At 76.3% G+C, this 16,701-nt stretch carries 15 protein-coding genes; 1 reads left to right on the forward strand and 14 read right to left on the reverse strand.

Going from position 1 to position 16,701, the window contains the following annotated elements; genetic code table 11:
- Positions 1-145 precede the first annotated feature (145 nt).
- Positions 146-310 (forward strand): hypothetical protein, encoded by a 165-nt coding sequence (locus tag ACFVFS_RS38360; protein ID WP_380629644.1) that lies wholly within the window; start codon positions 146-148, stop codon positions 308-310.
- Here ACFVFS_RS38360 and ACFVFS_RS38365 read toward each other — a convergent pair.
- From ACFVFS_RS38365 to ACFVFS_RS38430, 14 genes are all read right to left on the reverse strand, one after another.
- The gene (locus ACFVFS_RS38365) at positions 280-705 is read right to left on the reverse strand and encodes a MerR family transcriptional regulator (protein ID WP_380629645.1); all 426 of its coding nucleotides are present in this window, start codon (positions 703-705) and stop codon (positions 280-282) included. The two genes, ACFVFS_RS38360 and ACFVFS_RS38365, sit on opposite strands and share 31 nt — an antisense overlap.
- Before the next feature lie 29 nt (positions 706-734).
- Positions 735-1,376, reverse strand: a complete 642-nt coding sequence (locus ACFVFS_RS38370; RefSeq protein ID WP_380629646.1) for an NADPH-dependent FMN reductase — start codon at positions 1,374-1,376, stop codon at positions 735-737.
- 86 nt (positions 1,377-1,462) lie between these two features.
- Positions 1,463-2,617, reverse strand: coding sequence for a DUF6183 family protein (locus ACFVFS_RS38375; protein ID WP_380629647.1), 1,155 nt, complete (start codon positions 2,615-2,617; stop codon positions 1,463-1,465).
- 53 nt (positions 2,618-2,670) lie between these two features.
- Positions 2,671-3,165: a hypothetical protein gene (locus tag ACFVFS_RS38380; protein ID WP_380629648.1), complete on the reverse strand. Its 495-nt coding sequence runs from the start codon at positions 3,163-3,165 to the stop codon at positions 2,671-2,673.
- 6 nt (positions 3,166-3,171) lie between these two features.
- Entirely contained in the window at positions 3,172-4,998 is a 1,827-nt protein-coding gene (locus tag ACFVFS_RS38385; RefSeq protein ID WP_380629650.1) for a hypothetical protein, read from the reverse strand.
- 847 nt (positions 4,999-5,845) lie between these two features.
- Positions 5,846-9,907 carry a LysM peptidoglycan-binding domain-containing protein gene (locus ACFVFS_RS38390; RefSeq protein ID WP_380629651.1) on the reverse strand — a complete coding sequence of 1,354 codons (4,062 nt, stop codon included), beginning with the start codon at positions 9,905-9,907 and terminating at the stop codon, positions 5,846-5,848.
- Entirely contained in the window at positions 9,907-10,383 is a 477-nt protein-coding gene (locus tag ACFVFS_RS38395) for a hypothetical protein (RefSeq protein WP_380629652.1), read from the reverse strand. The genes ACFVFS_RS38390 and ACFVFS_RS38395 overlap by 1 nt, the downstream gene beginning before the upstream one ends.
- Before the next feature lie 158 nt (positions 10,384-10,541).
- The gene (locus ACFVFS_RS38400; RefSeq protein WP_380629653.1) at positions 10,542-11,045 is read right to left on the reverse strand and encodes a TadE/TadG family type IV pilus assembly protein; all 504 of its coding nucleotides are present in this window, start codon (positions 11,043-11,045) and stop codon (positions 10,542-10,544) included.
- Positions 11,042-11,419 carry a TadE/TadG family type IV pilus assembly protein gene (locus tag ACFVFS_RS38405; RefSeq protein WP_380629654.1) on the reverse strand — a complete coding sequence of 126 codons (378 nt, stop codon included), beginning with the start codon at positions 11,417-11,419 and terminating at the stop codon, positions 11,042-11,044. The genes ACFVFS_RS38400 and ACFVFS_RS38405 overlap by 4 nt, the downstream gene beginning before the upstream one ends.
- A 41-nt stretch (positions 11,420-11,460) precedes the next feature.
- Positions 11,461-11,739: a hypothetical protein gene (locus ACFVFS_RS38410; protein ID WP_380629656.1), complete on the reverse strand. Its 279-nt coding sequence runs from the start codon at positions 11,737-11,739 to the stop codon at positions 11,461-11,463.
- 57 nt (positions 11,740-11,796) lie between these two features.
- Entirely contained in the window at positions 11,797-12,675 is an 879-nt protein-coding gene (locus ACFVFS_RS38415) for a hypothetical protein (protein WP_380629657.1), read from the reverse strand.
- Entirely contained in the window at positions 12,672-13,703 is a 1,032-nt protein-coding gene (locus tag ACFVFS_RS38420; RefSeq protein ID WP_380629658.1) for a type II secretion system F family protein, read from the reverse strand. The genes ACFVFS_RS38415 and ACFVFS_RS38420 overlap by 4 nt, the downstream gene beginning before the upstream one ends.
- Positions 13,700-15,358: a CpaF family protein gene (locus ACFVFS_RS38425; RefSeq protein WP_380629659.1), complete on the reverse strand. Its 1,659-nt coding sequence runs from the start codon at positions 15,356-15,358 to the stop codon at positions 13,700-13,702. Before ACFVFS_RS38425 ends, ACFVFS_RS38420 begins: the two co-directional genes overlap by 4 nt.
- Positions 15,348-16,613 (reverse strand): hypothetical protein, encoded by a 1,266-nt coding sequence (locus ACFVFS_RS38430; protein WP_380629660.1) that lies wholly within the window; start codon positions 16,611-16,613, stop codon positions 15,348-15,350. The genes ACFVFS_RS38425 and ACFVFS_RS38430 overlap by 11 nt, the downstream gene beginning before the upstream one ends.
- Positions 16,614-16,701: the final 88 nt, after the last annotated feature.

The raw sequence follows: 16,701 nt of genomic DNA on the forward strand, positions 1-16,701 counted from the left end.
CCGGGCTCTTTCCTCCGGGCCGTTTGGGGGCTGACTCTCCAAACACCGCCCCGCGCTTGGCGGCCGGACCTGTGTGTGGCCGCCGCCCCGCGGGCCCGCCGCGGGCCGCGGGGGCCCCCACGGCTGGGAACTGGCAGGGCGGTTGATGGAGGCGCAGGAGAAGGGCGAGCTGGAGGACGAGGCGGATCCGCCCGCCATGCTCGCGCAACTCCTGGCCTCACTCGTCGTGTTCGGCGGCCTGGCGTCGTGGGCGACTCGCCAGCGCGGTCCGTCCACGGTTCACCTGCCCGCGACGACCCTCTGCGGCTGACTCCCCACGGGGTCGGACCGCAGGAACTCCAGCGATTCCATGGCGTTCACAGTCGCCTGAAGCTCGCTGATGCGGACGCGGCCGATGCGGACGAGTTCCTCGCCCGCGGCAGCCCACTGGCCGAGATCCGGTGACAGGGGCGGCACACCGGCAAGAATGTCGGCGCTCTCCCTGAGTGTGATTCCCACACGTTGGGCGGCGAGTGCGAGCTTGATCCGGCAGACCGCGTCGGCGGTGAAGCGACGGGCGTTGCCGCTGTTCCGGTAGGCGCTGATCACACCGTAGCGCTCGTAGAAGCGGACGGCGTTGGCCGTGACGCCCGCGGCCCTGGCCACCTGCCCGACCGTGAGTGAGGCGTGGCTCGACCCACGACCGGGGTGCTCGGTGATGGTCATGGTGCACGTCCCCCGCTCGCCGATGAGTACTACCGGTCCAGTATCACGGCGGTACGGCGCGCGGTCCCCGTCCGGTCCTCCTGTTCACGCCCGCCCGGCCCGCTCTGCCCGCGCCGAAGGGAGCGCAGCGCCCGGGCCCACGTGCGCAACTCGTTCATCGTCGCGTGCAGCGCTCGCTCCGTACCCGGTGGAGGAACGAATCGGCCCTCGGCGTCGAGGTGCTCCCACGCCATCGGCAGGAGCACCGACTCCCGCACCGTGGTGGCGCGCAGTTCGGGGAAGACCGTCCGCAGGTGCTCGACGGCCCTGATACCGCCGGAACCGCCGTACCCGACGAACGCGACCGGCTTGTACGCCCATTCCGTGAAGTGCCAGTCGATCGCGTTCTTCAACGGTGCCGGGAAGCTGTGGTTGTACTCCGGTGTGAGAAGCACGAATCCGTCGGCGTCGGCGAGCCGACCGGCGATCGGGGACGCGGCCGACCCGCCCGGCTTCAACTCGTGCATCGGCAGCGAGACAGCGGCAAGGTCGATCATGTCCAGGTCGACCCAGTCGACCGCACTGAGCTCGCGCTCCAGCCAGGCAGCGAGAGGATCAGCCAGTCTGGGGCTGCGCACGCTCCCGATCACCACGGCGATCCGGAACCGTTCATCAAGGTTGTCTGTCGTCATGGCATCGACGCTAGACATTCGCCCATAGGCGAACTCAAGTCGTGAGGCGAGGAGGGGAAAGTCGGACCCGCCGACTTCCCACTCCGTCAGTCGGTCGCCGTCGCAGCGAGGAAGGCCAGTCGGCGGCGGTCCTGGCCGACGGCCAGCACACCGAGGTCCCATACCACCCGGTGGAACCACGGGGTGTCAGCGGCGAACCGGTACCAGGCGCAGCGGCGGACGTGTTCCTCCAACTCACCCGGCGACGCGTCCGCCGGCGCCCCGGCGAGCTCCGCCAGCGCGCGCCAGGCGTGGAGGCGGCCGTACGCGCCGTAGCAGCCGGACTCGTACGGGCCGCCGGTGGACGCCGCGCCGAACAGCACCTGCCAGACCTCGGCCGGCTCGACGGCGACCACGCCGAACGCGGTCTCCTCCCCCGGCCTCGGCAGCTCCCCCAGGTCCGCCAGGCAGTCCGGGCGCAGCGCGACGAGGGCGTGCGGCACCGCGTCCGGCTCCAGGGGCTCCGCGAACGCGAAGGTCCGCGCCTCGATGCGGGTCTCCGACTCCTCCTCGTCCACCCAGTTGGCCACCGGTGCCGCAAGGGCCTCGGCGATCGCGGCGGTCGTCGTCTCCACCGCCTCCGGCACCGCATCGACCCGCCGGGGCGCCGGGTAGCGATCCTCCGGATCCCCGTACGGCAGCCCGTAGCTGCTGCCGTCGACCCCGTAGTGCGGCAGATCCGGCTCGGACTCCGCCGCGATCGGGGTCAGGGGCAGGCCGCCCAGGGGGTGCCGGCGCCAGTGTGGCGAGGTCGCCCACCCGGCGATGCCCGGCAGCTCCGGGACCGGGGCGCCCCTGAGCACCAGTTCGTGGACCAGGCAGGCCCGCAACTCCTCTGCGGCGGCTCCGGCCTCGCCGGCCTCTTCGAACACCACCGCCAGATCGGCCGGCCGTTGACACGAGGCCAGCACCGAGGCCACGTAGCGGGCGTGCTCCGGGTCACCCGGCCCGGCCGCGGCGAGCATCCGCAGCAACTGCCCGACGGGCTCGGCCCCCGGTGTCACCGCGAGCAGCCGCGCCAGCCGGTCGAAGAGGCCCTCGAACTCCGCCGCCGAGCGGTGGTGCCGGGCCAGCCCGATGCCGAGGTCCGCCACGAAGGCCGCCTCGCCGTGCTTGAGGCGACGGCGCGCCAGCCTCTCCAGTTTCAGAGCGTTCCGGCTGGTCAGCGGCGTCGTCAGGATCCTCGACAGCTCATCGTCCACGGCGGTGAGCATAGGCGGCCTCCGGTACGTGGTCGCCCGGTTTTCCCGGTCCGTCAGTGGTCCGGCGCCCTGCCCCGGGCCATCGCCCGGGCCTCCCACGGCTCGAACCCGCCCCGGAAGACCCGGGAGTCCTCCCAGGTCCCCTCCCCGTCCAACGGGACGCCCAACAGCACGTGCCCGCCCGACGGCGACAGGGTCACCTCGACCTCGCCGGCGATGACGGCCTGAAGGAATTCGAGCGCGAGGCACGTCGGCACCCAGTCGAAGACGTAGGCGTCGAACATGATCCGGCAGGCGCTGTAGCCGTCCACCACCATCACGATGAAGAAATGGTCCTCCGAAGCCTCCAGGTGGAGATCGACGAGTCGCGGCGGCTCGACCGGCACCACCTCCACCGACTCGAAGAGACCCGACGCCTCGACCGCCCCGACGAACTCCGCCACGTCCGTCGGCGGCCAGGGCTCACCGGTCCGCAGGGAGCGCTCGGCGTGGCGGCGGTTCTCCTGCCACCGGGTCACGGCGTTCGCGAACGCCGACAGGATGCCCATCCCGGATCAGGCGGGGTCGGGACGGTCGGCGGCGAGAGCCGCGAGGTGGCGTTCGGCGGCACGGAGCTTGCGGCCGTCGGGGCCCGGGAGGTGGGCGCGCAGTTCGATGATCTCCGGGGCGATCCGGAGCGCCTCCGTGCGGTCCGCGATCGCCCGCCAGCAGGCCTCGGCGTTGGTCGCGGCATGCTGGGTCTCCGGGTGCTCGGCCCCGTGGCTGCGCAGCAGGGAGAGGGCGACCTCGCGGTAGATGTCGGCCGCCTCGGCCGGCCGCCCGGCCAGACGGGAGACGTGGGCGCGGACCTGACGGACCTGGAGCACCGGGGCGGAGACCGGGCCGTGCTCGGCGATCGCCTCCAGTTCGAGGGCGAAGGCCAGGTCGGTGGCGGCCGCGTGGTCGCCCGCGTCGGCGCTGCGGACGATCCGGCCGATCACCTCGCGGTAGTCGGCGCGGGGCTCGGAGAGGTCCGGCTCGGGGGCGGGCTCGGCGGCCGGAGCGGACTCGGCAGCCTCAGTCTCAGGCTCTGCCTCGACCTCTGCTTCGACCTCTGCCTCGGGCTCGACCTCGTCGGCGGGCGCGGGAGCGGGCTCGTCGACCGGCGCCGGCTCGGGCTCGGGTTCGGGGGCCGGCGGCTGCCAGGCCCCGGGCTTCACCAGGTCGACCGGCTGCGGCGGGAGCGGCGGCGTGGGCGGCACACCGGGCTTGACCAGGTTCACCGGTCCCTCAGGAAGCGGCCCCTCGGGCGACGACACCTCGGGAAGCAGTCGCTCGGGCACCGGGGCGGCCACGACGACGGTCGGCTTGTCCAGGACGACGGCCGGGCGGAGCGGCGGCACCGCGTCCTGCGGCACCACGTCCTGCGGCACCGCGCCCTGGGCAGCAGCATCCTGGGGCGCGGCGTCCTGCGGGACGGCCTCGTGCGGCGCACCGCCCCAGGGGCGCTCCTCCGTCCAGGTGGCCTCCTCCGGCTCGGCCGGGCGGGGCAGCAGGGCGGCCGGGGTCGGCCCCTCGTACGGGAAGGCCTCCGGGAACGGGCCCTCGCCGCGGCGGGCGGTGTTGCGGAACACCGGTCGGTCCGGCGCGTGGGTGCTGAGCACGATCACGTCGGGGCGGAGCACCGAGTAGACCTGCTGGCTCAGTTGCTCGGGGGCCAGGACGGCCTCGGCGCCCGGGCGGCCGCCGTGCAGGGCCTCGATCAGCGCGCGGGTGAACGTGCCGATCTGCTCCGGGTCGGGGCTGATGACGGCCCACAGCGGCAGGCCGTCGCCGAGCGCCGGGGCGGCGCCCTGGAGCAGCGGCCAGGCGTTCTGGTCGGCGCTCAGGTCGGCGATGACCAGGGTCTGCCAGTCCGCCGGGCGGTTCCGCAGCTCTCCGGCGATCGCCTGCCAGGCGAGCCCGTCCTGGCGGATGCTGCCGGGCTTGGAGTCCCGCAGGGTGAGGTGGAGTTGGCCGCCGCGCTTGTCGGCGAGCAGGTGTCCGCCGAGGTGGACGAGCAGCGGACCGGGGTGGCGGGCGGCGGCGCGCAGATGGGCGAGGACGGTGTGCGGGTCGCTGGCGCCGGGCAGGTGGACGGCGTCGACGGTGTCGGCGGCGAGCAGCACCTGCGGGGAGACGGCGGCGAGCATCGCGGACAGCACCGGCGCCTGCGCCGGGCCGCCGCGGCCCCAGGTGCGGCGGCCGGAGGTGCCGTAGCCGCCCTCGACCACCAGGATCCGGCCGCGCGGCCCGCCGCCCAGGCCGCCGAAGCCGGGCAGGCCGTGCGCGGGAGTGGTGCCGGGGGCCGTGAACACCGGCGGAACAGCCGGTCCGACGGGGGCGCCGCCCATGGCGGGCATGCCGGTGACGGTCCATCCGGTGGACGGCGCAGGCGGTCCGGGCACCGGTCCGGGGGCGGGGGCAGGGGGCTCGTACAGGGCGGCCGGCCCGGGCGGGTGCTCCTCGTAGGCGTTGCGCGCGGACGGCGGCGGTACGGCGTCCCGGGGCCCCGCGTCGGATACGGACTCGGGACCTCCGGGGACCGCCCTCGTCTCCGCCATCTCCAGGTCACCGCCCCGCCCCGCCGCCCAGCGGCGTCTGCTGCCTCTACCCCGCGTGGTAACTGCCACCACACCCGTGTGCGCCACCCTACGAGATCCCGCCACACCCGATCCAGGCCGGGTCGACGTTGACACGCCGTCTACCGCACCCCCGCAAGGACCCACCTCACCCCGCACGACCCACCAACGCCCGCCCACTCCCCTCGGCACCCGGACCACCGGACCCACGACGCCCGATGACACCCCGGAACACGGCCCCGGCGGGCAGCCCGACCGGGCAGGGAGACCAACAGGAGCAGGAAGTCGACCCACCCGACCTCCCACTCCACGCCGGGCAGGGGGCGTCCGCATACGAGAGGTGGCGGGCAGGCGATGCCTCGGGTGGCCGTGGTCAGGGCCGTCCGGGGCGCCCGGCAGCTGCGGACCAGGAGTCCGGCAAGGGGCCGAGCGACAGGTACGCGGACCCGGGAGGTCGGAGTGGGAAGTCGACCGCACCGACTTCCTGCTCCAGGTCGGGGCCACTCGGCGGACGACGGGCGCGAGGCCCACCGGGAGGGGAGCCCGGCTACGGCGCCGGCCCGGAGTGGGAAGTCGGGTGGGCCGACTTTCCACTCCGGGCCGGGGGCCGGGTGGGTGGGGCGGTGGGTCAGGAGCCGGCGAGGAGGTCGCGGAGGAGGGCCACGGTGTCGGCGTCCAGGTCGCGGCCGGTGCGGCGGCTGAGGGCGTCCAGGCGGTTGACGGCGCGCAGGAGTTGGTCCCTGGCACCCGCCGAGGCGTAGGCGTAGAACAGGTCGCGGTGCAGCAGTTCGACGTCCGGGGCGACGGCGAGGCCGCGGAAGACGGCGGCCTCGGCGCTGCGGTGGTCGCCGTACTGGAGGCGGCGGGCGGCAAGTTCGTGGGCGGTGTCGACGATCGCGGCGATCATGTCCTGCCGTTCGCCCTCCGCCCAGCCGTAGGAGGCGGGCGGGGCCTCGGCGAACGGGGCGCCGCGGACCAGGGCGAGAGCGTGGGCGAGGGCCGCGTCGGCGGTGGCGCTGGTGCTGCGCATGCCGCGCCGGTAGAGGCTGCGGAACTCGTCCCAGTCGCAGGTGACGGCGGGCGCGAAGGTGTAGCCGTCGGCCGCGTCGGTGGGCAGGAACGGTCGGCCGTCGGGGGCGGTGCCCAGCCAGGCGGCCAGGTCGGCGAGCTTGTCGGTCAGCGGGCTGCGGGCGTCGGCGGCGGTGGGGTGCGGGTCGAGGTGGGCCGCGCCGGGGTGCAGGTCGTGGTCGAGGGCGGTGTGGTCGGCGCCGGGGCGCAGGGCCAGGTAGGCGGCGAGTTCGGTGAGCCGGTCCACGGTGCCGGGTTCGGCGCTGCCGCCGGTGCCCGCGACGTCGACCGGGCCGAGCAGGCGGATCCGGGGGGTGCTGCGGGTGGCGTGCGCCTCCGGGGAGCGGAGGATGGCGAGCAGGTCGTCGCTGTCGCTGCGGCCGGAGGCGGTGCGGGCGACCGGGGCGGCGGCGGGGCCGGGCTCGGGACGGGCCGGGACGCGCGGGGCGGCGGCGGTGGGAGCGGGGGCCGGGTCGTGCGTCGGCACCGGTTCGGGGATCCGCTCGGGCTCCGGGACCGGAGCGGGCGCGGGGATGGCCGCCGGAACGGGCGCCGCGTCGAGGGCGGGCGCCGGAGCGGGGACCGCCGGGGCCGCCGGGGCCACGGGCGCCACCGACTGGACGGGCTCCACGGACGAGACGGGTTCCACGGACGAGACGGGCGCGACGGGCTCCACGGACGAGACGGGCTCGACAGGCGCAACGGGCTCGACGAGCGCGGCGGGACCCGGCAGGCCGAGGTTCTGCGTCGTCTCGTCCCCGTCGAAGCCCTGGGAACCGTTCGCCGCGGGCTCCCCCGTCACCGGCGCGGCCGGGAACCCGGCGACCGGGAACGCGGCGGCCGGGCCGGCCGGCACGACGGAGGCGCCGGCCTGGCGGCCGAGCCCGTTGACGAGGTGGCGCGGAGCGGGCAGCGCGGCCGGTCCGGCGGCGCCCTGGAGCGGCGAGGCCGGGTCGGTGCCGGCGAACGGGCTGGCGCCCGTGCCGATCACCCGGGCCAGCAGGCGCGGGCCGGCCGTCCCGGGGCCGCCGTCGGCGTCCGCGTCCGGGTCGTCCGCCTCGTCCGGCCCGCCGAAGGCGGCGTCCAGCGCGGCGAACGAGAAGCCCGCCGGGCCGTCCCCGCCGGGGCCGGCGGCCGCGCCGACGCCCGCGAGCACCGGGACGGGCACCGGCAGGTCGGCCGGCTCCAGCTCCTCGCCGTCCAGGGTCCAGGCGGGGGCGGGGTGCTGGGTGGCGTCGTCGGCGGTCCGCAGCAGCTCGGTGACCTGCTCGTACTGGCCGGTGGTCAGGCGCTGGAGCTCCAGGGTGAGGTGCAGGCCGGGGATGGTGGCCTGGCCGGTGGCCGGGAGGGTCCAGCGGGCGACCGGGCCGGTGCCGCGCTCGGGGGCGCGGGTGACCACGGCGACGCAGGTGCGCGGGCGGGCGTCGAGCAGCCGGCCCAGTTCGGCCGGGACCTCGCCGCCGGGCTGGTGGGCGCAGAGCACGATCTCGGGGACCCAGGACTCGTCGGCCAGGCCGCGGCTGCGGGCGTCCCGGGGGCTGGCGGACTCGGCGGCGACCAGGGTCGCGCGGGCCTTGGCGGTGCGCGGGCCGAGGGCGGCGAGCGCGGCCTCCAGAGTGGTGTGGCGGTGGATCCGCTCGGCGGCCGGGCCGCTGATCGGCACCTCCTCCGCCAGGTCGACCAGGTGCAGGTGGAGGCGGTCGGCGAGCGGGCTGTGGGCGAGTTCGAGGGCGAGGGTGCGCAGCACGTCGCGGGCGTCGTCCGGGTGGCCGGAGAGGTGCAGCAGCCGGACGGTCTCCAGGTCGGCGAGGATCACCGAGCCGTCGGCGGAGGAGCCGAGGGTGACCAGCGCCGGGTAGGGGGCGGCGGTCTTGCGCGCCTGGCCCGGCGAGAGCAGGCCGTCGGAGTCGGCGGCGCACCACCAGATGTCGGGCGCGTGGGCGGCGCGGAACGGCGCGATGGGGGCGGCGGCCCCGGAGAGGTGCAGCTCGATCGTGCGGCCGGGGGTGATCCGGGCGGCGACGATCGCGGGCAGCCGCTTGCCGCCGCGCACGGTGTTGCGGGCCATGCTGCGCAGGGCGCGGTCGAGCAGGTCGAGGCCGGCGTCGTCCTGGCGGGCCTTCAGCTCGGCCTCGAAGGCGGCGGCCGGGGCGGCGGGCAGGGCGATGCGGTGCCGGGGACGGCGGGCGCGCAGCTGGCCGCCGCGCTTGCGGGCGACGGTGCCGACCATGATCGCGGCGAGCAGGACGCCGACGGTGGAGGCGGCGAGCGCCACGGTGTAGTCGTCGTCCGGGGCCTGCTCGGCGTGGGCGGCGGGCGCCTGGGCGTCGGTCTGCCCGGCGGGCGCGGACGGCTGGCCGGGCGCCGGGGTCTGCGCGGACGGCTGTCCAGCGGGGGGCTGGGCGGGCGTCTCGGCGGCGGGCGCCGAGGGGGCCTGGGTGCCCGGCGCGGGCGGCGGCGGGGTCGGGGCGGGCGCGGGCTCGGCGGTCGGCGCGGGGGCCTGGTCGGCGGCGGGGGCCGGGGCGGGCGCGGCCGCCCCAGGCAGGGTGAGCACCATGCCCGGCGCGACGACGTCCGGGTCGGTGAGCCGTTCGCCGTCCGGCGCCTGGGCGCCCTTGTTGGCCTCGAACAGCTGCGGCCAGGCCTCGGCGTCCCCCATCGACCGCTCGGCGATGGCCGAGAGGCTGTCGCCCTCCTGGACGGTGACGGTGCCGCCGCCCTGGACCGCACCACCGGAGGTGCCGGGCGTGCCGGTCTGCGGCGTCCCCGCCGGGGCCGGAGCCGGAGCCGGTGCGGGCGCGGTGTCGGGCTTGGCGTCGGCCGGCATCAGCAGGGTCCAGCCGGGGTGGATCGGCCGGTCCGCGTCGAAGCGGGTGCCCGAATCGTCCATCACCCGGCCGTCGTTGAGCTTGGCGATCTCCACCCAGCGCTCGCCGGAGCCCAGTTGGCGCTCGGCGATGGACCAGAGGCTGTCGGCGGGGCGGCTGTCCCGCACCGTGTAGCCGGCCTGCGGATCGGCGGCGGGCGCGAGCGCCGGAGCGGCCTGCGCGGCGGCCGGCAGCGCGTGCTGCACTCCGGCCGTGACCTGGGCCGTCGCAGCGGTGGCCGCCTGCGGGTGCTCGGTGGTGGCGGCGAAGGCCCCGCCGGCCACCGGCAGCAGCGCGATCACCGCGCCGACCAGACCGGCCGCGGCCCGCTGGCTCCAGCCGAAGGCCGGGATCCGCCGGGCCACCCGGCCGCGCAGCTGCGCCGGGATCTCCAGCAGCACGGAGACCGCGAAGCAGGCCCAGCCGACCCAGCCGACCACCACCAGCAGCCACAGGAACAGCCGCCCGTCGTCGGGGCTGGTCAGCAGCGCGCCGAGGCCGTCGGGGGCGAGCGGGCCCATGTCGGCCACCGCGCCGGTGCCGTACAGCAGCACCGCGGGGAGGCCGACGAGCAGGCCCAGCAGGGTGATCAGGGCCGCGAGCGCGGCCAGCACGGCGCCGCCCCGGCCGCGGCCGCCGCCCGCCCGACGGGGCGGCTGCGGCGCCGGCCGCCGGCCGGACGCGGGGGTGGCGGTGGGCACACCCCGGGCCGGACGCCCGGCACGGGTCTGGTCCTTGACGCGTGGCGCGGCCATCAGTCGGTCTCCGCTTCCTTGACTCCGTGGACGAGGGTGGCTCTCCCCTTGCCCGTGACCTTCCGCTTCGCGAGGTCGCCCAGCATGATGGGGCGGAACTCGGCCTGCACCGTGATCTCGACGGTGGCACCGCCGTCCAGGAACTCCACCCGGTAGGCGCTGAGGCCGTACAGCCGGAGGTAGCTGTTGGCCGCCTCCTCCACGTACGCCCGCTTCACCTTGTACCCCTGGCCCTGCAACAGGGCCGCCTCGTCGAGCTGCTGACCGCCCACCCGGGCGGCCTCCTGGGCGTAGCCGTCCACCTGCTCCGCCAGCCGCAGCTTGCCGCCGGCGTCGACGACCAGCGCGATGACCAGCACCACCGCGCCCGCGCACAGGGCGACGAAGATCGACAGCGCGCCCCGGTCGGTACGCCCGCCGAGCGGCCCGCCGAGCCGGGCGCGGCGGAACCGCCGCACCGCGCGTCCGCGTGCCATGGCGTTCCCTCCCCACCGGTCCGTCCGCCCTCCCCCGGGCGCCCTCCGGATGCGTCTCCCCCGCCCGACGGCTCCCCAATCCCCGCCCGGCCCGCTCGCGCTCACAACCCCGTCACCACCCGACCCATGACCTGACACATCTCCACCCCGTCCACGCCTCACTGGCCCCGGTACCGGTCGACCACCGAGACGAACCGCCCCGTGAGCGTCTTCGTCAGCGGAACGTCCGGCCCGCCGACCAGATCGCCCAGGCCGACCTCGCACCGCACCGTCACCTCGACCGTCGTCAGGGTCGCCCCGTGGCTGACCAGTTCGCCGTGCCCGACGTCCACCTTGCTGCTCCGGCAGTGCACGCCCTGCTGCTCCAGGACGCGCTCGGCGGCGGTCTTCGCCGCGCCGTCCATCCCGTCCACGCTGCGCGCCAGCGAGGCCGTCCGGGCGGCCGAGCGGGCCGCCGCCTCCACCGTGCCGCCGGCGGTCTGCACCCGGCCCGCCGCGACCGCGACCAGGATCAGCGCGACCACGGCGGGCGCGATGATCGCCGCCTCGACCGCGGTGCTCCCGCCGTCGCCGCGGCGCGCCAACCGGGTGGGGCGGCGGACGGCGAACCGCCGCGCCCACCCGGCCGACCGCGCGGCCCGGAGCCGCACCCGGGCACTCACGGCCCCACCTCCGTCGGCGGGACGAAGCGCTCGCGCGGCGCCTCGGCGAACTGGGTGACGGTCGGAGGCGTGATGAACGGCACGATCACCGGCGCCTTCACCTCCACGGTCACCCGGATCAGCACCGGCGAGCTGCCGTCCGTGACGACCCGGTGGTCCCGGTTGCCCTGCCGGTTGAGGAAGTCGTCCGCCTGCCGGCGCGCCGCCTCGTTCTTCTGCTCGTCGCTCCGCTGTCCCTGCATCCGCCCCGCGTCCACGCCCTCGCGGGCAGCACTGAGCGCGAGTTGGCGCTGGAACCACCACAGCCCGGTCTGGGCGACGGCCAGCAGGAGGATCAGGACGACCGGGAAGACGATGGCCAGGCTCAGGCTCATCGACCCCCGGTCGGAACGGCGGAGGCGGCGACGGCGGGTCATCAGGTGGCCGCACCGCCGTGGGGGTAGTTCGGGTCCTCCTCGACCTTCTTGACGACGTTGTCCTTCAGCTTGACCAGGGCGACCGTCACCAGGCCCGCGATGAACACCAGCGCGATGACGGCCAGCGCGAGCTCGATGCTGATGGCGCCCTTGTCGCCGCGCGCCCGGGCGGCCTTGGCGCGGCCCATCCGGAAGTGGAACAGCATCAGGGCGAACTGGATCGGCAGCAGCATCGCGCCCGCCAATCGTCCGACCAGTGACTTGAGCTGATCGCTCATCGGGTTCTCCCAGGGGTGAGGTGTGGTGACGGAGGCGCTGACCTCCGCGGGGGCGGTTCAGTTGAGCATCTTGAAGAGCGCGGGGAAGATGATCAGAACGGTCATCAGCAGGGTCAGGGCCGATCCCGGCGCCACCATCCGCTCGCTGTCGGCGTTGGCCCGGGCCAGGTCCTCGGCCATCAGCTCGCCGCGCAGGCCCTTGGCCCGGGCCCGCAGCGTGTCGTAGACGGCGGCCCCGTCGGTGCCCGAGATCCGCATGATGTCGGCGAGGTCCTGGAGCGGGGTGAGGCCCAGCTCCACGGCCAGCGCGTCCAGCCCGGCCCACGGCGGCAGCCGGTCGGTGGCGGCCCGGTCCAGCGCGTCGCGGATCCGGCGGAACACCGCGCCGCGCCCGACCGCGGCGGCCCGGCGCAGCGCCTCGGCCGGCCCCAGGTCGGCGGCCCGTTCCATCGCGACCAGCTCCAGGTAGGCGGCGATCCCGTGCAGGTACTCGACCCGCGCCTCCTTGGCCTCACCGCGCACGATCGCGTCCGGGACGAACCAGAGCAGCGCGGCCAGCAGCGGACCGACCACCAGCGGCAGCGCGAACGGCAGGCTCAGGTCCATCAGCAGCGCCACCACCAGCAGGTACGGCGGCAGCACCAGCCCGAGCAGCGCGAACAGCAGCTTGTGCACCATGAACCGGGCCGGGGTGCGGCCGATCAGCGCGAGTTCGCGCTCCGGGACGCGCACCCCGCGCAGGCCGACGGAGCGCTCGCCGAGCCGGTCGAACCAGCGCGGCCGCTCGTCCGGGTCGAGCGGGCGCTCGTCCGGGGTGCGGTGCAGCCTGTCCAGTGCCTGGCCCAGGTCGGGCGGCGAGGGCCGGAGTTCGGAGATGAGCATGGCGACGCCGCCCGCGGCCACGGCGCCGGCCAGCACGGACCACGGGGAGATCATCGCGCCTCCCCGAACAGCCGCACGCCGCCGTCGGCCCCGGCGCCGGCCCCGGCGCCCGCACCGTCCACGCCCTGCTCGGCTTCCGCGCCGCCCTCGGCACGCCGGCGCCACCGCACCCGGCCGGTCCGGCTGCGCCGGTCCGCCTCCAGCAGCCGCGGCACCGGCGGGTACGAGGCCAGCGCGCGCATCCAGGCGATCACGCCGACGAACAGCCCGCAGACCACGCCGAGCACGACCTGCCCGACGACGGTCCCGTACGGGCGGGTGTACTCGGTGTTGAACGAGCCCACCACCACGACCAGCAGGATGATGCCGACCAGCCAGCGGATGGTGGTGCGGTGCTTGGCCCGGTCGGCCTCGATGGTGCGCCGCTGGCGGACCTCCTCGCGCACCGAGTCGGCCATGTCGGCCAGCGCCCGGGCCAGGCCGGGACCGCTGTCCCCGGCCCGCAGCAGCAGCGCGGCGAGCACCTTGTCGGCGGTGGCGTCGGCCATGCTGTCGGCGAACAGGCGCAGCGCCTCCTCCGGCCGCCAGCGGGCCTGCAGCCGGGCGGCCAGCTCGCCGACCTCGGCCTCGATCGCGGCGGGCGCGGTGCGCCGGCTGGTGACGATGGCCTGGTTGAGGCCGACGCCGAGCAGCAGCACGTCGGCGATCCGCTGGGTCCACTCGGAGAGCGCCTCCAGCCGCTCGATCCGGTCGGTGTCCGAGCGGGTGGCGTCGAACAGCCAGGGCAGGCCGAACACCGCCAGCGGCACCAGCAGCACGCTCAGCGGGATGCCGGTGAACAGCCAGCCGAGCGGCGCCCCGATCAGCGCGAGCGGCAGCTGGACGCGGCGCAGCCGGGCGACCCGGTGCGAGGCGGTGCCGGGCGCGCCGTACCAGAACACGTGCAGCCGGGAGGCCAGCGGGTTGAGCGCGGCCTGCTCCTCCGCCCCCTCCTCGGGCGGCTCGCTGCCGCGGGCCCAGACCACCAGGGCGACCAGGCCGGCCGCGAGGGCCAGCCCGCAGAGCACGAAGAGCGGCATCATCGGGCGCCACCGCCGATCCGGAGCTGCAGCGGCGCGGCCCAACTGCCGTACCGGGAGCCGAGCAGCGCGGCGTCGAAGCCGGCCCGGCGCAGGTCGTCCAGGCACTGCGGCGGGGTGTGCGGGACGGCGCGCGGCTCGCCGAGGTCGGGGCGCGGCCCGAACACGGTGTTCAGTGCAGGCCGGCCGCTCTCCCCGAGGCCGGCGACCTCCAGGACGTGCGAGACGAAGCGGTGCCGGCGGCCGCCGACGGCCGTCTCGTCGACCATCGCCACGTGCACGATGAGGTCGACCGCGTTGGCGGTGAGCCGGTAGGCGAGCGCGTCGGTCATGTGCGAGCCGTACTCCAGGCAGAGTTCCGCGATGCGGTCGACGACCATGTGCGGGCCGCGCGCGTGCAGGGTGCACATCGAGCCGCCCTCGCCGTTGGTCATGACACGCAGCATCGGGACGACCTCGCCGGAGCGGACCTCGCCGACGATGATCCGCGAGAGCGTCATCCGCAGCGCGGCCGGGATGAGGTCGCCGATGGTCAGTTCGCCCGCCGAACGCCCGTCCACCCGTTCGCCGTTGCCCTCGCGGGCCTCCATCGGGACGACCTGGCGCAGGTGGCCGAGGGTGTGCAGCCAGAGCTCGAACTCCGACTCCAGGGTGCCGATCCGCTCGTCCGGCGGGATCTCGGCGGCCATCGCGCGCAGCAGGCTGGTCTTGCCGACGCCCTGGGTACCGGTGATCATCACGTTCTTCCGGGCCCGGATGGCCGAGGCCAGGAACGCGGCGAGGGTGGTGTCCAGAGTGCCGAGCCGGACCATCTCGGGCAGCGTCGCCGAGGCCACCCGGTGCCGGCGGATCGCCACGTACGGGCGGGGGGTGACCTCGGTGAGCGCCTGGAGGCGCATGCCGCCCTCCAGGCGCAGGGCGAGGGTCGGGCTGGCAGTGGACAGGGTGCGCTCGCCGCCGCCGTGCTGGCGGGCCAGGTCCTGGAGCAGCTCGACGAGTTCGGCGTCGCTGTCGGCGACCGGCGGGACCTGGCGCAGCGGCTGGTGGACCCGGGAGACCCAGACGTCGTCGCAGCCGTTGATCAGGATGTTCTCGATCTCCGGGTCGTCGAGGTAGGGCTGCAGCCGGCCGGCCCGGAACAGCAGGTCGAAGACGGCCTCGGAGAGCGCGCGGTCCTGGTCGCGGGTCGGCGGGATGCCGTGGGTCTGTGCGTAGGCGTCGGACCAACGGGCGACGGCCTCCTCGATCAGCGCGCGGCCGCGCTGGCGGCGGGTGGCGCGGTCCGGCTCGGTGCCGGAGCCGGCGGTCAGCCGGGTGATCTGCTGGTGCAGTTCGGCGGCGACCTGGCGCTTGATCTCGCGCGCGACCTGCGGGTCGACGGCCGGGCGGGTGCCGGCGCCGCGCAGGTCGAGCGAAGGCAGCTGGGAGGGGACCGCGGTGGGGCCCTGGGACTGCGGCTGCGGCTGCGGCTGCGCGTGGGCAGGGGCGGCGTGGGCCGGGGCCGCGTGGGCGCCGTGCCGCTGCGGTGGTGGCGGCGGCTGGTCGGCCGGGACGACCCGGCCGGGGGCCACCGGGTGGACCGGACCGGGCAGCGGCGTCGCCCAGGGCAGCGCCGACGGGTCGGTCGCGGGCTGCTGGTGCAGCGGGCTACCGCGCACGGAGCACCTCCCCGTCGACGGGCTGGGTGGTCGGGTGGGGCTGCCCGGGGTGGGGCTGCACGCCGGGGTACGGCTGTCCGTTCGGGTACGGCTGGGCGGCGGCGTCCGCGCCCGGGTACGGCGCGGCCTGCTGCGGTGCGCCGTGCCCGGGGAACGGCGCGGGGGCGGCCGGCTGCGGCGCCAGCCCGGCCAGCGGCGCCACCGGACCGGTGGTGATCACCGGCGGCACCGGTCCGTACGGCTGCTGGTGGGGCTGCTGGTGCCGGTGCGGGTACGAGGCCGGTCCGGACTGCTGCGCGGGCTGCTGCACCGACTGCGCCGGCTCGGCCGGCCCGGGGCGGGCGTGGTCGTACCCGGCGGCGTCGGGCCGCGGCCCGACCGGAGCGGCCGGCCCGGCTCCCGGCACCGGCACCGGGGCGGCCGACGCCGCCGGTCCCGCCGGACCCGCCGCGAGCTGCGCCGGGGCGGGCGCGAGCCGCTGCCGCCGCCGGCGGACCGTCAACTGGATCTCGTCCGCCGCCGAGCGCGCCGTCCGCATCAGCTCCGAACGGACGAACCGCCGGTCGGTGACGTCCCCGCCGTCCGACAGCACCCGGGCCGTGCGCTGCGCGTGCGGCAGCAGCCCGAGCACCGGGAGCCCGAGCTCCCGGGACACCTCCGCCCCCGAGTACGGCCCCTCGGCGATCAGCAGCAGGCCCAGCGCGTCCGAGCCGGTGCCCGCGGTCGCGAGGTCCTCGGCGAGGGCGGCCAGCCGGGGCCTGACCGCGCTCAGCCCGCGCAGGGTGGTGCGCACGGTGGCGACGACCACGTCCGCCCGGCGGGCCAGCACCGCGCTGGTGCCGGTCGCACCGGAGCGGCCGAGGTCGAGGATGACGTCGTAGCCCTGCGGCTCCAGTCCGCGCAGCACCTCCACCAGCGGCTCCCAGGTGTAGGCGAGGCCGGGGGCCTGGACGGGGTCGGTGAGGCCGGGCAGCAGCAGGCGTTCGGCGTTGCCCTCCGGCGAGATGTCGATCAGCTGCTCCCAGAGGGTCTGGGCGAGCAGGCCGCGCCGGTCGGCCACGGCGAGGTTGCGCAGCCCGTAGACCGCCTCCACCCGGCCCTCCAGGGCGCCGGCCAGGACGGCGCCGCCGTCCGGGTCGCACTCGACGAGCAGGATGCGGCGGCCGGGCTGCAGCGGCCAGGCCAGCAGCAGCGCCAGCGCCGTCGTGGTCGCACCGGGTGCCCCCGGGGCGCCGACCACCGCGATGACGGCCATGTCAGTTACCGCCCGCCCCGGTCGGGGCACCCGGCGCGGCGGGCGCGCCGGAGGCGGGCGCGACGGGCGCGCCCGAGGCGGCGGGGCG

It is taken from the genome of Kitasatospora sp. NPDC057692, assembly GCF_042799475.1.
In the GTDB taxonomy this organism is placed as follows: Bacteria; Actinomycetota; Actinomycetes; order Streptomycetales; family Streptomycetaceae; genus Kitasatospora.

Excerpts from the sequence above, each read along its gene's own strand:
- ACFVFS_RS38360 (WP_380629644.1), top strand. The coding sequence starts at position 146 with ATGGAGGCGCAGGAGAAGGGCGAGCTGGAGGACGAGGCGGATCCGCCC.
- ACFVFS_RS38365 (WP_380629645.1), bottom strand. The coding sequence starts at position 705 with ATGACCATCACCGAGCACCCCGGTCGTGGGTCGAGCCACGCCTCACTC.
- ACFVFS_RS38370 (WP_380629646.1), bottom strand. The coding sequence starts at position 1,376 with ATGACGACAGACAACCTTGATGAACGGTTCCGGATCGCCGTGGTGATC.
- ACFVFS_RS38380 (WP_380629648.1), bottom strand. The coding sequence starts at position 3,165 with ATGGGCATCCTGTCGGCGTTCGCGAACGCCGTGACCCGGTGGCAGGAG.
- ACFVFS_RS38385 (WP_380629650.1), bottom strand. The coding sequence starts at position 4,998 with ATGCCCGCCATGGGCGGCGCCCCCGTCGGACCGGCTGTTCCGCCGGTG.
- ACFVFS_RS38390 (WP_380629651.1), bottom strand. The coding sequence starts at position 9,907 with ATGGCCGCGCCACGCGTCAAGGACCAGACCCGTGCCGGGCGTCCGGCC.
- ACFVFS_RS38395 (WP_380629652.1), bottom strand. The coding sequence starts at position 10,383 with ATGGCACGCGGACGCGCGGTGCGGCGGTTCCGCCGCGCCCGGCTCGGC.
- ACFVFS_RS38405 (WP_380629654.1), bottom strand. The coding sequence starts at position 11,419 with ATGAGCCTGAGCCTGGCCATCGTCTTCCCGGTCGTCCTGATCCTCCTG.
- ACFVFS_RS38410 (WP_380629656.1), bottom strand. The coding sequence starts at position 11,739 with ATGAGCGATCAGCTCAAGTCACTGGTCGGACGATTGGCGGGCGCGATG.
- ACFVFS_RS38415 (WP_380629657.1), bottom strand. The coding sequence starts at position 12,675 with ATGATCTCCCCGTGGTCCGTGCTGGCCGGCGCCGTGGCCGCGGGCGGC.
- ACFVFS_RS38420 (WP_380629658.1), bottom strand. The coding sequence starts at position 13,703 with ATGATGCCGCTCTTCGTGCTCTGCGGGCTGGCCCTCGCGGCCGGCCTG.
- ACFVFS_RS38430 (WP_380629660.1), bottom strand. The coding sequence starts at position 16,613 with ATGGCCGTCATCGCGGTGGTCGGCGCCCCGGGGGCACCCGGTGCGACC.